The 14,697-nt window shown below is 63.6% G+C and carries 16 protein-coding genes and 1 tRNA gene; 12 read left to right on the top strand and 5 right to left on the bottom strand.

Annotated elements, in window-relative coordinates; translation table 11 throughout:
* The first annotated feature begins 6 nt into the window (after nt 1–6).
* Nucleotides 7–525, top strand: a complete 519-nt coding sequence (locus XH79_RS27055; RefSeq protein WP_271583568.1) for a hypothetical protein — start codon at nt 7–9, stop codon at nt 523–525.
* A 266-nt stretch (nt 526–791) separates the two neighbouring features.
* A complete protein-coding gene (locus XH79_RS27050; RefSeq protein ID WP_271583567.1) occupies nt 792–1,001 on the top strand; it encodes a hypothetical protein in 210 nt (69 codons plus the stop codon).
* A 341-nt stretch (nt 1,002–1,342) separates the two neighbouring features.
* Here XH79_RS27050 and XH79_RS27045 read toward each other — a convergent pair whose 3' ends face one another.
* Complete coding sequence (locus XH79_RS27045) at nt 1,343–1,576, bottom strand: DUF3551 domain-containing protein (RefSeq protein ID WP_212348546.1); 234 nt, start codon at nt 1,574–1,576, stop codon at nt 1,343–1,345.
* 314 nt (nt 1,577–1,890) lie between these two features.
* Between XH79_RS27045 and XH79_RS27040 the strand changes: the two genes are divergently transcribed.
* From XH79_RS27040 to XH79_RS27005, 7 genes are all read left to right on the top strand, one after another.
* Entirely contained in the window at nt 1,891–2,223 is a 333-nt protein-coding gene (locus XH79_RS27040) for a hypothetical protein (RefSeq protein WP_212348543.1), read from the top strand.
* 119 nt (nt 2,224–2,342) lie between these two features.
* Nucleotides 2,343–2,825 (top strand): hypothetical protein, encoded by a 483-nt coding sequence (locus XH79_RS27035; RefSeq protein WP_271583566.1) that lies wholly within the window; start codon nt 2,343–2,345, stop codon nt 2,823–2,825.
* A gap of 57 nt (nt 2,826–2,882) precedes the next feature.
* Nucleotides 2,883–3,365 (top strand): transcription elongation factor GreA, encoded by a 483-nt coding sequence (greA, locus tag XH79_RS27030; RefSeq protein WP_271583565.1) that lies wholly within the window; start codon nt 2,883–2,885, stop codon nt 3,363–3,365.
* A 42-nt stretch (nt 3,366–3,407) separates the two neighbouring features.
* Nucleotides 3,408–4,085, top strand: coding sequence for a hypothetical protein (locus XH79_RS27025; RefSeq protein ID WP_271583564.1), 678 nt, complete (start codon nt 3,408–3,410; stop codon nt 4,083–4,085).
* Nucleotides 4,086–4,239: 154 nt separating this feature from the next.
* A complete protein-coding gene (locus XH79_RS27015; RefSeq protein WP_433996676.1) occupies nt 4,240–7,815 on the top strand; it encodes a GAF domain-containing protein in 3,576 nt (1,191 codons plus the stop codon).
* The gene (locus tag XH79_RS27010; protein WP_271583563.1) at nt 7,812–8,201 is read left to right on the top strand and encodes a response regulator; all 390 of its coding nucleotides are present in this window, start codon (nt 7,812–7,814) and stop codon (nt 8,199–8,201) included. The genes XH79_RS27015 and XH79_RS27010 overlap by 4 nt, the downstream gene beginning before the upstream one ends.
* 106 nt (nt 8,202–8,307) lie before the next feature.
* On the top strand, nt 8,308–9,147 hold the full coding sequence (locus XH79_RS27005; protein WP_271583562.1) for a universal stress protein: 840 nt from the start codon (nt 8,308–8,310) through the stop codon (nt 9,145–9,147).
* Nucleotides 9,148–9,355: 208 nt separating this feature from the next.
* Here XH79_RS27005 and XH79_RS27000 read toward each other — a convergent pair.
* The 3 genes from XH79_RS27000 to XH79_RS26990 form a co-directional block, all read right to left on the bottom strand.
* Nucleotides 9,356–9,430 (bottom strand) — tRNA-Val (locus XH79_RS27000).
* A 158-nt stretch (nt 9,431–9,588) separates the two neighbouring features.
* Nucleotides 9,589–10,887, bottom strand: a complete 1,299-nt coding sequence (locus XH79_RS26995) for a hypothetical protein (RefSeq protein WP_212348526.1) — start codon at nt 10,885–10,887, stop codon at nt 9,589–9,591.
* 116 nt (nt 10,888–11,003) lie between these two features.
* A complete protein-coding gene (locus XH79_RS26990) occupies nt 11,004–11,609 on the bottom strand; it encodes a DUF1134 domain-containing protein (protein ID WP_271583561.1) in 606 nt (201 codons plus the stop codon).
* Between the two features lie 139 nt (nt 11,610–11,748).
* Here XH79_RS26990 and XH79_RS26985 point away from each other — a divergent pair, with 139 nt between their 5' ends.
* Entirely contained in the window at nt 11,749–12,234 is a 486-nt protein-coding gene (locus tag XH79_RS26985) for a YHS domain-containing (seleno)protein (protein ID WP_271583560.1), read from the top strand.
* Here XH79_RS26985 and XH79_RS26980 read toward each other — a convergent pair.
* Nucleotides 12,228–13,049, bottom strand: coding sequence for a 3'(2'),5'-bisphosphate nucleotidase CysQ family protein (locus tag XH79_RS26980; protein WP_442869972.1), 822 nt, complete (start codon nt 13,047–13,049; stop codon nt 12,228–12,230). The two genes, XH79_RS26985 and XH79_RS26980, sit on opposite strands and share 7 nt — an antisense overlap.
* 193 nt (nt 13,050–13,242) lie before the next feature.
* Between XH79_RS26980 and chpT the strand changes: the two genes are divergently transcribed.
* Both chpT and XH79_RS26970 read left to right on the top strand, forming a co-directional pair.
* Nucleotides 13,243–13,896, top strand: a complete 654-nt coding sequence (gene chpT / locus XH79_RS26975) for a histidine phosphotransferase ChpT (protein WP_271583559.1) — start codon at nt 13,243–13,245, stop codon at nt 13,894–13,896.
* Between the two features lie 196 nt (nt 13,897–14,092).
* On the top strand, nt 14,093–14,697 hold a 605-nt coding region (locus XH79_RS26970), incomplete at its 3' end, for an Hpt domain-containing protein (protein WP_271583558.1).

The following is a 14,697-nucleotide window of genomic DNA, read 5'->3' as shown; positions in this document are numbered from 1 at the left end:
GGCACGATGCAGACCGAGCTGAACAAGGTGATCGCGGCGCTCCGGGACTTCTACGCCCACGAAGGATTTTTGTTCGAGAAGGACATCGGCGAGCGGGCGGTGACCCACCGCTTCGCCGTCTATCTGGAGCGCCAGTTTTCAGGTTGGGCCGTCGACTGCAACTATGACCGGCTCGGCGAGCGCACGCTGCATCTGCCGCACGGCACCATCATCTCGACGGATGATCATCTGGGCAAGTCGATCTACCCCGACGTCGCCGTGCATCAGCGCGAGATTCCGAACAACCTGCTCACGGTCGAGATCCGCAAGGCGAGCAATCACACGCCGCTGGAGCACGACCAGCACAAGCTGCGGGCGCTCACCGACGTGCATGTCTGGTTTCCCTACTGGATCGGCGTGCTGCTGGTGCTGGACAAGCAGCATGTGACGCTGTCGGAGGTCTATGTCAGCGGCGTCGTCGACGACCCGTTGTCGCGCTGGTTCGCGACGCGGCTCGCGGAGAGCGGTCTCGGCGGCGCGCATTAGGGCGGGTGCTCATAAACGCCAGATGTCGAGGACGAAGCGGAACTCGCCCCGCTTGCGCAGCATCGACTGCTTATGGACCCAAACCAGCCGTTGGTCAGAGCCAAATCAGAGTCGAATGGACATCGCACCGCCAGCGACAAAGTGGCACATCTGAGTAGGCGGGTTGTGCGCGCCGGTTAATGCACGCTTAGCCCCATTCGAGATACGGTAGTCGGTCCATCCGTTGCAGCTCGCCAAAATGAGGCCGTATGAGTCTGTGGTATTTCTTGAGCGACTGGTTCGCGGGTGTCCCAACCCATGGAGCGCTGTTCAAACGATGCATGATCAACGTTGCATGGGCGATCGCCCTCATCTTCGTCATGATGTTTCTTGGGCTTCCCGCTGAATATGCCGCCGTGGTTGTCTGCGGTCTTCTTGTTGTGAACGGCGTCATGTCCTTTGTTTTTCTACGCCAGCGCGAGCGAATGCGTGATTGAGAGTATTGCACCTGACTGCCCATCCCTCAAAAGCCAGGTTGGCAAAGACCTGTAAGAGCCACAGATGAAGATCAAGCTTGCCATCGCAGCGCTCCTGGTCCTCGGTGTCGCTGTTCTCGGTTAAGCTTACGTCCATGGAAGCGTGACAGGTCAAGGCGCTCGCGCTCCGTTGATCTATCTCAACGTAAGTCGCCGGAGCCCGACGCCTGCTGAGGCTGGCGCACGAGTGGGCCTCGCCGAAAGGCTGCCCGCGTCGACCCGCCGGGCCGTCGGCGCGGGCGATCGTCTTCACGTGAAAAATTTTGGCGGCGCGCGCGAATGGCGCGCACGCCGCAATCACGTCAGTAATAGCGCTGCTGCGAGAATGCGTAGCGCGGATTGATGCCGCAATAGGCCGCCGTGCCGGAGGCGGAGGCCATGCACTGCTGATAGGTCGCGAACTGGCAGTTGCCGGGATAGCCCCAGATGCGGCCCTGCAGGCAATATCGATCGGCTGTAGGATACGCCTGGGCCGCCGGCGATGCTACGGCGATCAGCGCTGCGAACGATGCGAGGGTGAGGATGGTCCGGCGCATTTCAATCTCCTTCGAGAACGGGGGATGAGGAACACCAGCTCAACTTGCGTGTTCCGGGACTTGTCCGACACTTTGTCGTGCTCGTCTTGGTGTCCGCAGTGGGCGACGCGTTCAACATTCCGTCTATGATGAGGCAAGCTGCGGCGAGCAATGTGATCTCGGCCACAGTTCGCCACCTGGTTCCGACCTATCGTGAGCGGACGTGTCATGAACGAACTTGCCTTGACGGACTTGCCGTCGGCCGACTTGCTCGCGACACGCCCGAGAGCCTACGCTTTTCCTCATTCGGGTCAGGTCAATTTTTGGAGGTTCTGATGCAAAGGTCATATTTGCTGGCTGCGACAGCAGCGCTGGCGCTTCTTGCGCAATCATCGCTCGCTCTGGCGCAGAGCGCACCGGCCGCCGGCGGGACCGCGGCGCCCGCGGCGACAACCACTGCGCCGGCTGCGACGACGGCGCCGGGCGCCGCGACCGATAGCAGCCAGCCATCCGACTCCAAGAAGAGCGCATCGAAGAAGCCGGCGAAGAAGAAGATGACCCGGCAGCAGGAGATCGATCATTCGATCGACAGCGGCACCGTGCCCGCACGCTACCGCAGCTCCGTCCCGAAGCAGTACCAGCAATATATTCCGTTCGAGAAGCAGTGACGGGCCCGCGGCGGCGGGACGAGGCGTTGCGCCGCCCACGCCGGCCATACATCCATTGTGGCGGTCTGCCGGAGCGGTGCTAAAGTAAGGCAAGGCCAAAGCGGTTGCCGGGGGACGTAATGAGCGACGACGTGAAGGATGCTGGCCTCGTGGCCATGATCAGCAGCATCCTCGGAGGCAACAAGCGCGCAGACATCGTTGCTCCGCCGCCGCTCGCCGAGGTTCCACCGACGGCCCCGACGCATGGATTCGAGCCGGTCGCGGCCGTCCCCGACGCCGCACCGGCCAAACCCGATCCCGCTTCCGATGCTGCACCTGCTGCGGCCAAGCCGGCCGAACCGCCCGTGAAGATCGCCACGACGCCGGACGGCAGGAAATTGCTGCCGGCGGAAACGATCGCCGATCTCGTGCTCGGCGAGCTCCGCAAGATGGAGGATTTCCCCGCGACCGGCGCTTCCGTCACGGTCTATGGTTACCGGCACTGGAACGCGATGATCACCTTTGCGCCGTTCTCGACCTCGTTCCAGAACGCGACGCGGTTCCGCCAGGCCATGCCGGACCTCGTCCTCAAGCTCCGTCGTTTCGTCGCACTTGAGATATAATCCAGCTAATGGCGGCGCACGGCGCCGCGACCAGACAGTTCGACAGGATCTTCAGAATTGAGTGTCGCCTTTACCAAGGAAGAAAGCGCCGAGACCGCGTCGGAGACGCTGTTGCCGGATCGCCCGATCTCGCCCCATCCGAACCTCGTGACGGAAGCCGGCCTGCAAGCCTTGCAGACGCAGCTTCAACAGGCGCGCGAGGCCTATGAGGCCGCGCAAGCCATCGACGACGTCAACGAGAAACGCCGCCAGTCGGCCGTGCCCTTGCGCGACACCCGCTATCTGACCGAACGGCTGCGCACGGCGCAGGTGATGCCCGAGCCGACGTCGACCGAAATCGTCGCCTTCGGCAGCACGGTGACCTTCAGCCGCCCCGACGGCCGCGTGCAGACCTACCGCATCGTCGGCGAGGACGAGGCCGATCCGAAGGCCGGCTCGATCTCCTTTGTCTCGCCGGTGGCGAGGTCGCTGATGGGGAAGGCGGTGGGGGACGTTGCGGGCTCGGGCGCGCAGGAGATCGAGATTGTATCGATTGCGTAAGATGGCTCCCGCTGTGTCCGCGAAACGAAGCCCGATGGTCGGATGAGACGGTTTCTGTCGGGAGCGTTGCCGTTCTACGCGCTGGCAGGACTTGCCATGTGCATGTATCTCGTCCTGTACAGGACTGATCTCTTCGACTTGAATGCCGTCGTCCAAAGCGCGACTGGTTCAGCGTGGTTTCCGGTCTTCATGTTCGTCTGCGTGCTGCTGGAGTCGATCTTCCCTTACTTCGGCTATTTTCCCGGAACCGCCCTCATCCTGATGTCGGTGGCGCTCAGTCCGAAGTCCGTGGATGTCTCCGTTTTCATCATGGCGTGGCTGGCCATCATCGTGGGCGCCGTCTTGAGTTACGGACAGGCTCGTTTCTTCAGACCGCTCCTGCAACGGGTCGCCTCGAAGGCGGCACTGAGCCGATGCGAGTCCCTCCTCGACACCTACGGTCCTTACGCGCGCATTGCGTTGTTCGTTCACCCCAACGCTTGCGCGATGTACTTTACGGCACTCGGACTTCTCGGCGGCAACCTGACGCGAGAGCTCGCCCATCTGTGCGTGGGCGCAGCGGCCTCCGTGGGTATTCTGTTCGTCATCGTGACCAGGTTAGTGTCGTCCGTCGGCCCCACCGATGACGGGCAATTGCAGGTGCTGCTGGCGGCGGCCCTGGTCGCCATCGGGACCCTCGTCGGTCTCTACACGGCCTGGCGGCCGCAGCGGGCGGTTTGAGGCGCTCTCGACCCGCGTTGAAACGCGCAGTCGGCGGAAAATCAACTCACGATAGGTCTGGTCGGACGGACCCGGGAGTGGAATAATTCGAGGCGCATTGTTGATCATATTTTGACGTCGGCCCCGAACCGGCTGGCGACCCGGATATTTCATGATGGCCGCGCTTCCTCAGGACGTGGTGGCGGATTTGCAGCGGGAGAACGCGCGGCTCCTGGCCGAATTGCGCGCCGCACAAGACCGCGAGAGCGCGACTGCGGACATTCTCAAGATCATCGCCAGTTCGCCATCGGAGGTGACGCCGGTCTTCGATGCCATTGCGAGGCAGGCCAATGCCTTGCTCGGCGGCTTTTCGACGACAGTATTCCGTTTCATCGACGGCACGGCCCATTTGGCGGCATTCACGCCGACGAATTCTGCCGCCGACGAGACCTTGAAGAACATGTTTCCAAGGCCGATTGCCCAGTTTGAGAGCTTTGCAGAAGTGCAGGCGGGTAAGGTGGTACCGACTCCCGACACGGAAGCGCTGACGAATGAAATCAAATTTGTCGCTCGCGCGCGCGGCTTTCGCAGCATGTTGTTCGTTCCGCTCGCGACTGGCGGCGTGGTGATCGGCATGATCAGCGTAACGCGAGCCGAGCCCGGTACCTTCGCTCCGCATCATGTGCAACTTCTGCAGACCTTCGCCGACCAGGCCGTCATCGCCATTGAGAATACGCGGCTGTTCAACGAGGTGCAGGCGCGTACTGACGACTTGCGGGAATCGCTGCAGCAGCAGACCGCGACCGCCGATGTATTGAAGGTCATCAGCCGCTCCGCGTTCGATCTGCAACCGGTTCTCGACACGCTGACGGAATCGGCGGCGGGCTTGTGTGGTGCCGACATGGCGGCCATCGTCCGGCAGGACGCCGACGGCGCCTATTGTCATGCAACGCGATACAATTTCTCGCCCGAGTGGGCCAAGGTCTCGGCGGGCATTCGGCTCAATGCCGGGCGCGGCAGCGTCGTCGGGCGCGTCCTGCTATGCGGCAAGGCCGTCCAGATTCAGGATGTCCTGCTCGATCCCGAATACGCCTATCCCGAGCAGCAGAGGGCCGGCGGCTATCGCACCCTCCTGGGCGTGCCCTTGCTTCGGTCCGGGGAAACGATCGGCGTGCTGTTCCTGGGCCGCAAGACCGTGAACTCGTTCACGGACAAGCAGATCGACCTGCTCTCAACCTTCGCCGATCAGGCCGTGATCGCGATCGAGAATGTTCGGCTGTTCGATGAGGTCCAGGCGAAGACGCGCGATCTAGCCGAATCGCTTCAGCAGCAAACAGCGACGGCCGATGTGCTGAAGGTGATCAGCCGCTCGACCTTCGACCTGCAAACCGTGCTCGACACGCTGGTCGATTCGGCGGCGCGGCTGTGCGAAGCGGAGATGGCGTTCATCATGCGCCGCGAGGGTGATGAATATCAGGCCGGAGCAGCGGTCGGGTTTTCCGAGGAATACATCGAGTTTCTGCGGGTTCACCCGATCACCCCCGGACGGAGCACGGTCACCGGCCGTGCCGTGCAGGAGCGCCGACCGGTGCAGATCCTCGACGTTGCTGCCGATCCCGAATACGGCCTGCGCGAGTCCACGACCATGGCCGGTCAGCGCACGGCGCTCGGTGTTCCGCTCCTGCGCGAGAACGAGCCGATCGGCGCGATCGTGATCGCTCGCAGGCGTGTGCAGCCCTTCACGGAAAAGCAGATCGAGCTCGTCACCACATTTGCCGACCAGGCCGTGATCGCCATCGAGAATGTACGGCTCCTGGAGCAATTGCAGACCAGGACGCGAGATCTGTCCGAGGCGCTGATGTACCAGACCGGCAGCGCCGATATCCTGCGCGTCATCGCGTCCTCGCCGACCGAGGTCGGTCCCGTGCTCAAGGCCATCGTGGAAAGCGCATGCGGACTTTGCGAGGCCTACGATGCGCTGGTGGTCCTGAGAGATGGCGACGATCTCGTCATCCAGGCGCACCATGGACAAGTCCCCGTGGTGTGGAGCCGACGATCGGTCAGTGTGGAATCGCCCACCGGCCGGGCCATTATCGATCGTCGCACAGTTCATGTGCACGACCTGCTCGGGCCCGAAGGGGAGGAATTCCCGACGGGACGGGAGTATGCGCTTCGCTCCAATGTTCGGACCGTTCTGAGCGTGCCGCTTTTACGAGAAGGCGAGAGCATGGGTGCGATCGTGCTCCGCCGTACGGAGGTGCGCCCATTCGGCGAGAAGCAGATCAACCTGCTTCAGACCTTTGCAGATCAGGCCGTCATCGCCATCGGCAACGTGCGTCTGTTCGAGCAACTGAACGAATCGCTGGAGCGGCAGACGGCAACGTCGGAGGTGCTGGAGATCATCAGCGCATCGGGCGCCTTGACCCCGGTCTTCAACAAGATGCTTGAGAATGCGACCCGCATTTGCGGTGCCGGCTTCGGCACCATGAATCTCTACGAGGACGGCGGTTTCCGCACGGTCGCACTGCATAACGCGCCACAGGCCTATATCGATACCCGGCTATCGCAGAAAATCCGCCCGCACCCGTCGAGCGGGCTCGGCACCGTCGAGAAAACTCATCAGACGGTTCATATCGACGATATCAGGACTCAGCCGCCCTACGTCGAAGGCAACCCGAACGTTCGCGCGCTTGCCGACCTTGCCGGCGCAAGGAGCCTCGTCATCGTGCCAATGCTCAGGGACGATGAGCTGATCGGCACCATCACGATCTTTCGGCAGGAAGTTAAGCCCTTCACAGACAAGCAGATCGAACTCGTATCCAATTTCGCGCACCAGGGCGTGATCGCAATCGAGAATGCACGCCTGCTCAATGAACTGCGCGAGCGCACCATGGAATTGTCGCAGTCGCTCGAGGAGCTTCGAAATGCGCAGGATCGTCTGGTCCAGACCGAGAAGCTTGCCTCGCTCGGGCAACTGACTGCCGGCATTGCACATGAAATCAAGAACCCGCTCAACTTCGTCAATAATTTCGCCGCGCTGTCCTCCGAGCTGATCGACGAGCTTCGCGACGGGCTGGGCTCGGCTGCGCTCGGCGAGGCGGCAAGGCAGGACATCGACGCGCTGATCCACATGCTGCAAGGAAATCTGGAAAAGATCGTGCAGCACGGAACGCGCGCCGATTCCATTGTCAAGAATATGCTTCTGCACTCGCGCGAAGGTTCGGGCGAGCGCCGTTCGGCCGATATCAATGCCATCGTCGAGGAAAGTCTCAACCTTGCCTATCACGGGGCGCGCGCTGAAAAAGCAGGCTTCAATGTCACGCTTGAAAGGAATCTTGATCCGTCTGCAGGGGCGCTCGAAGTGCATCCGCAGGAGATCACGCGGGTGTTCCTCAATCTAATTTCAAATGGATTCTACGCGGCGAGCAAACAAAGGGATGCCGTCGGCGACGGCTTCGAGCCAAGACTGCGCGCGACAACCACAAGTCTCGGCGGCGCAGTCGAAATCCGGATTCGCGACAATGGCGCCGGCATCCCGGCCGATGTGAGAGAAAAGATATTCAACCCATTCTTCACGACCAAGCCGGCGGGCGAAGGCACCGGCCTCGGTCTTTCGATCTGTCACGACATCATCGTGAAGCAGCACGGCGGCAGCATCGAGGTCGATACCGAGCCTGGCGATTATACCGAGTTCATCATTACGCTGCCGCGTACGCTGGCGGCACCATTGCGGACCGGAGGCAGAAGTTGAGCGTCTACATCTTGGTCGTCGACGACGAGCCGGACGTCGAGGCGCTGTTCCGCCAGCAGTTTCGGCGCGATTTGCGCGCCGGCCGCTTCCTCATGGAGTTCGCCTCGTCCGCGCCCGCGGCCTTGGAGCGCGCAGCCGCGATGGAGGATGCCACCCTGATTCTGATCCTGTCCGACATCAACATGCCCGGAATGAGCGGGCTGGAGATGCTGCCCATCGTGCGCTCGGTCCGTCCCGATGTGCCGGTCATCATGATCACGGCCTATGGCGATGCCGAGACCAGGCGCAAGGCGCTGGCGAACGGCGCGACCGACCTGATGACCAAACCAATCGACTTCGCGGCGCTGCGCCAGGAGATAGATACGAGGCTTGAGCAGGCCGCGTGACCGTGGGCCATTCTCGTGGTCGATGACAAGCCGGAACGGCTCGCAAGGTGAAATTATCGCAGGGCATCTGACCTCAATGTTCACCGAAAACGCCGGGAGGTTGAAAATGAAGACGCTCTTGGTCCCGCTGCAGAATATTCCGATGATGACATCCACGCTCGACGTCGTCGCAGGCCTCGCGCGTTGTACTGGCGCCTATATCGAAGGCTTTCCACTTCGGTTCGGAATCCCGTCCTATGTGGCCACCGAATTGGCCACCGGCATCCTTCTGGATTCCTATGAGGCGAAGAGCGAGGCCGAATTGAACAACATGCGTAACTTCTTCGAAGCATTCATGCTGAAGCACGACATTCCTCGGGCCACTGCACCTTCGAGTCGGCCGTGCTTCGGCTGGCTGGAGAACGCTCCCGAGGGCGAAGAGTTTGTCGGAAATTATGGGCGCGCTTTCGATCTGGTCGTGATGGCACGGTCCGATGTCGATGCTGCGGGACCTCACCATCGTGCGATTGAATCCGCGCTGTTTGAGAGCGGCAGGCCCGTCCTGCTGGCGCCGTTGACTGCACAGAGAAGCGTCGCGACAAACATCATGATCCACTGGAACGGTAGTACCGAGCAAGCGCGGGCAAACGCATTTGCCATGCCGTTGCTTCGCTTGGCGAAAAGGGTATCGGTTCTCACCGTCATTGGCGGCCAGGAGGTACCAGGACCATCTGCCGATCGGATTGTCCAGCAACTGCGGTACAACGACATTGCGGCCGAGGCGATAAGGGTTGAGCTGGGCAATCGCGACACCGGCGAGGCGGTCCTCGAAGCCGCCAGGGCTGACGGCAGCGATCTCCTGGTCAAGGGCGCTTTCACCCGCACGCGGCTGCGGCAAATGATTTTCGGTGGGGCGACCAGCTACATCATGGAACACGCGGACTTGCCTGTCCTGATGGCTCACTAGAGCCGTAAGCAGGCTCTCCCGATCATGCCATCATGCCCCTGTTTTGCCCGACGGAGCAAAGCTCGATTCGGAAAAGGCGCAATCTATTGATCCGACTGACGTCGGCTACTGTGCATGGGGTTGTTTTCAACATTTTTGATTTGGACGGTCCCGACAGCCGTCAGGCCTGGGTGATCGTCCGCAACCGGCAGGGGTTCAGGAGGATGGATGGTGGGCGCACAAGGGATCGAACCTTGGACCTCTCCCGTGTGAAGGGAACGCTCTCCCGCTGAGCTATGCGCCCGGGACCATCATGCAGGCGGCCGGACTTTCGGCCGGCCGACGCATTGGAGCCCGCGATTTAGAAGTGCGGGCTTAAGGTGTCAAGTTTTCAGGCGCCCTGGGTCCGGAAAACCTTGCTCGACCACGCAATTTGCCGAGGAAACCGCCTTTTCGGGCCGCTTACGCGCCCTGCTGGCGGGCGCGAGAGGCGTGGGCCTGGAGCGCGCGGATGCGCTCGGCCAGCGTTCCACCGCCCTCGGGCAGGGTGGCTGCGGCCGCGCCGTTGGTTGCGGCGTCGTTGGCGGGGCGGGGCGCCGGCTTCGGCGGCTGGCCGGCCTCAGCCGCCAGCAGCGCCTCGATCGGCGAGTTCGGGCCCTCGAGCTGGATCGCGAGTTTTGCCACTTCCGCGGCGATGTCGTTGATGCGCTCGCGCAGCAGCGCGTTCTCCATCCGCTCGGTCGCCCAGGAGCTTTCCGCCTGCTGCTGGATCGCGTTGATGTCGCGCTGGAGTTTTGCGCGCTCGTCGCGTGCGGAGCGGAGCTGCTCCTCCAGCGTGGTCTTTTCCGCGCGGAGCGATTCGAACGCGGCCGACGACTTGCCGCCGCTCAACGCGGCGATCTCGACGCGCAGCTCCTTGACGGTACGCTCGGAGGTCTCATTGGCCTGGCGGAGCTGGTTGTTCTCGTAGTCGCGCTCGGCGAGCAGCTTGCCCTGCGTCGCAAGGCGGCCCTCGAGGTCGGCGACGCGGCCCGACAGCATCTCGGCCTCCTTGACCTGCACGATCAGCTGGCGATCGAGGTCGGTGACGCGCTGGCTCAGATTCTCGACCCGGCCGCGGGCATCGCCGAGCTCGCGCGAGGCGGTCTCGGATTCGGTGCGCTCGTGCGCGAGACGGGCCTGGGTGGCGGCGAATTCCTTCTCGGCATCGCCGACGCGGTTCTTCAGCTCCTCGATCTGCGTGCGCACCGCGACCAGCTCGACCTGGCGGCTCTCCGCCATCATCGAGCGGTCGGACAATTCGGAGTTGATCTTGGCGAGCTCGTGCTGCTTGTCGGCCAGCGCGATCTCGGCGGCGCGCAGGCCTTCCGTCTTGGCGGCGAATTCCTCCTCGGTGGCGCGGAGCTGCTCCTTCACCGCCTTCTCGCGCGCCTCGAGTGCGAAGATCGTGGCGTTCTTCTCGCCCAGCTCGATCTTCATGCGGTTGATGGCGTCGCTCTTCTTGCCGAGCTCGGCGAGCTGGCTCGTGGTCTTGTTCTTGAGCTGCTCGACGCTCATCTCGAGCCGTCGCGCCGACATGGCGAATTCGGCGCGGAGCTGGTCCTTGTCGGCCTGGATCTCCGCCATCGACAGCGGGGTGGCGGCCTCGAGCCGGCGCGTGGTCAGGCGCACCGCGCGGTTATGCACCAGCGGCACGATGGCGAGCCCGCAGAGCATCGCCAGCAGGAAACCGATCGCCAGGTACATGATCGGTTCGACCATGGGCCAGAACTCCCAGAGCTAAGGAAAAATTTACCAACGACAATGCATGCGGGGCCGGCAAAAAGCCAGCCCCGGCCTGTCGTTAACCTTGATCCGTCACAGAATCAGAAGGAGCCCTAGAACGGGTTCCAGGTCGCGCGCGGCGTGTATTTGAGATAGCCGATATTGGCACCCAGCCGCAGGCCGAGTCCGGAGCGGATCGGCACCAGCACGATGTTGTTGGCGGTGAGCGCCGTCATGCCGAAGCCACCGATGATATAGGCCGAGCCGTCGAGGCCGGCGAAGCGCTGGTAGATCGCGTTGGTGGCGGGCAGGTTGTAGACCAGCGTCATGGTGCGCGCGCCGTCGCCGCCCCAGTCGAAGCCGAGCGAGGGGCCCTGCCAGTAGACGCGCAAGTCGCCGGCGTTCTTGGTGTAGAGCGTGCCTTCGCCGTAGCGCAGGCCGGCGACGAAGGCGCCCGAGCCTTCCTCACCCAGGATGTAGCCGTTCGGCAGGCCCCATTGGCTGACCGCCTTCTCGATGATCGAGGCGAGCCCGCGCGAGACGTTGCCGAAGAAGCGGTGGCCGGCGGTCACCAGCTCGTCCGGCCCATAGGTGTTGGGCGTCGGGGTGCGCTGCGGCGGCGGCAGATTGGGCGGCGGCGGCTGCTGGGCCGAGGCCGGCACGATCCAGCCGACCATCGCGGCAAGCGCGAACGCAGCAAGGCGTGATGCGAAAGTCATAAAAGAACCCCTGGTATCGAATCCGTTCGCTTCCTTAACCTGACGCCAACAGGCACGGCCCTAGGTTGCGCCGGATGTCCCCTCGACTCGGATGTTATCCGCAGCAACTATGACGGCACAACGGCAGGAAGATAGCCCTTTGCGCCCCGGAATTGCCTTGATCGGGCGGGTCGTCTGCCTGCTGGCGGGCGTCTGGCTCGGCTGCCTGGAGCTGCCGGTCGAGGCCGCCACCACCGAGCGGATCGTCGTCAACCGCTTCTCGGGCGTCGCCATCGAGGGTTTCGACCCCGTCGGCTATTTCGTCGACGGCGCCGCCGAGCAGGGCACGGCCGAGTTCGAGGCCAACCTCTGGGGTGCGGTCTGGCGCTTCCGGAACGAGGGCAACCGGGCCTCCTTCCTGGCCCATCCCGAGGTCTATGGCCCGCAGTACGGCGGCTACGATCCCGCGGACATCGCCCGCGGCGTCACTGTCGCCGGCAACCCCCGCTTCTTCGCCATCGTGGCGCAGCGGCTGTACCTGTTCAGCCGGGAAGCCAATCGCGACGCCTTCGCCGCCGATCCGGAGCGCTTCCTCTATGAAATCGGCAAGCGCTGGCCGGCGCTGCAGGAGCAGCTCAGTCAGTAGCAACCTACCGCCTGCGGGTCGCCCCAGGCGATGAATTCCGGGATGATGAAGCCGGTGTCGCGCCGCTGGCCGAAGCTGAGCTCGCCGCCCTTGCCGTCGGTCACCCGGCCGCCGGCGGCGGTCACGACCGCGCAGCCGGCCCCGACGTCCCATTCCGAGGTCGGCCCGAACCGGGGATAGATGTCGGCGCTGCCCTCCGCGATCCGGCCGAATTTCACGGCCGAGCCGCAGGTCTTTCTCACCGCGTTGGGCCTGTTGTCGATGAACGCTTCGCTCTTGGGATCGCCATGCGAGCGGCTCACCGCTGCGACCCAGGGCTCGCCCGGTGCCGGCAGCTTGCGGGTCTGGATCGGCTCGGCGGTACCGATGGCCGCGCCGTCAAACCTCACGCGCTCGGCGCCGCGGGCGACGATGCCGCGCCAGAGCAGCCCGAGCGCAGGGGCGCTGACGATGCCGAGCAGGGGAACGCCCCGGGTCACGAGCGCGAGATTGACGGTGAACTCGTCGCGGCCGGCGACGAACTCCTTGGTGCCGTCGAGCGGATCGATCAGGAAGAAGCTGCCCTGGAACGGCGGCGCGGCGAGCTGGGTCCGCTCTTCCGACAGCGTCGGGACGTCGTCCGCAAGCTGGGCCAGGCCATCGGCGATGATACGGTCGGCGGCAAGGTCCGCCTCGGTCACCGGCGAGCCGTCCTGCTTGCCGTCGACCCGCATCGCCGCGCGGTTGACGCCGAGGATTGCTTCGCCCGCCTTCACCACCAGCGCGGTGAGCGGCTCCAGCAATCCGGATGCGGCCTCGGCCTCGATGATCCTCACCTCGATGCCTCATTCATCGGCAAGTTTCGCCCCTCTCGGTTGATTCGCACGCAGCTCTTATGGCCGCTTCGAGCCTATCGCAAGCTAGCTGCCACCGGCTGGCGAATGTTAGAACCCGGAGCATCCGTCAAGCATGCGTGATTCGCGGCGTCCGGCGCCGTGCAATTCCAGGAACCCTCCAGGACCCCATTATATGTCTGACGCCTCGTCGCCCGCGACCGCTACCGCTCCCGATATGCTCGAACTCGCTGCGCTGCTGTGCTCGCGGGTCTGCCACGATCTCATCAGCCCCGTCGGCGCCATCGTCAACGGGCTCGAAGTGCTCGACGACGATCCCAAGCCGGAGGACCGCGAGTTCGCGCTCGACCTGATTCGCAAGAGCGCCAAGACCGCTTCCGCCCGCCTCCAGTTCTGCCGTCTCGCCTTCGGTGCCGCCGGCTCCTCCGGCGCCCAGATCGACCTCGGCGACGCCCAGACCATGGCACGCGGCCACATCGAGGACGGCAAGTGCTCGATCACGTGGAATCTGCCGCGGCTCCTGCTGCCGAAGAATCGCGTCAAGCTGCTGCTCAACATGCTGGTCGTTTCCCAGCATACGATCCCGCGCGGCGGCATGCTGACGGTCGATCCGATCGGCGAGGGCGAGACGATGAGCTTCCGCATCACCGCGACCGGGCACAATGCGCGGCTGCCGCAGAACATCTCCGAACTCCTGAGCGGCGAGCGCGGACCTGCCGCGGATGCGCACGCGATTCAGCCTTATTATACGCGGCTGCTCGCGCAGGCCTGCGGGCTCACCGTGACGCTCAAGCCCGAGGGCGAAGCGATCATCGTTACCGCTTCGTAAACGCGCAATCGCGTGCTCAGAGGTTAAGCCAATCTTTACGAGGCGCTTCGGCTTGTCCGGAGCGCCTTATCTCTTTGTTGGTTCCGTTCTTTTCCACATACTCAACCATTATTAAACGCTTTGCGGTGAAGCTGGCCTCATTCCGAAATGGCGCATCACGCCTCGTGCGCGCGCTCCTGTATGAAGGCCTGTTTTCATGGATGATCTGTTGCGGGAGTTTTTGACGGAGACCAGCGAGAGCCTGGACACCGTCGACAATCAGCTGGTGAAGTTCGAGCAGGAGCCGAACAACGCCAAGATCCTGGATAACATCTTCCGCCTGGTCCACACCATCAAGGGTACGTGCGGCTTCCTCGGCCTGCCGCGGCTCGAAGCGCTGGCGCATGCCGGCGAGACCCTGATGGGCAAATTCCGTGACGGCATGCCGGTGACCGCCGAAGCGGTGACGGTGATCCTGTCCTCGATCGACCGCATCAAGGAGATCCTCGCCGGGCTCGAGGCGACCGAGGCCGAGCCCGAGGGCAACGACCGCGATCTCATCGACAAGCTGGAGGCGATGGTCGAGCAGGGCATGGCGGCCATGGCCGCGGGCGCTGCTGCTCCTGTCGCCGAAGCCCCGCCGCTGGCGCCGGAAGCGCCTGTTGCCGAAACCAAGGCCGGGCCCGCCAAGGAGATGACCACCGGCACGCTGATCGACCAGACCCTGGAGCGCCCCTTACGTCCGGGCGAAGTCTCGCTCGACGAGCTCGAACGCGCCTTCCGCGAGACCGCGATCGAAGCGCCGGTCCCCGCGCCCGTTGC

It is taken from the genome of Bradyrhizobium sp. CCBAU 45389 (assembly GCF_028128625.1).
GTDB classification, from domain to species: Bacteria; Pseudomonadota; Alphaproteobacteria; order Rhizobiales; family Xanthobacteraceae; genus Bradyrhizobium; species Bradyrhizobium liaoningense_B.
This window is presented reverse-complemented; position numbering and strand designations above follow the sequence as displayed.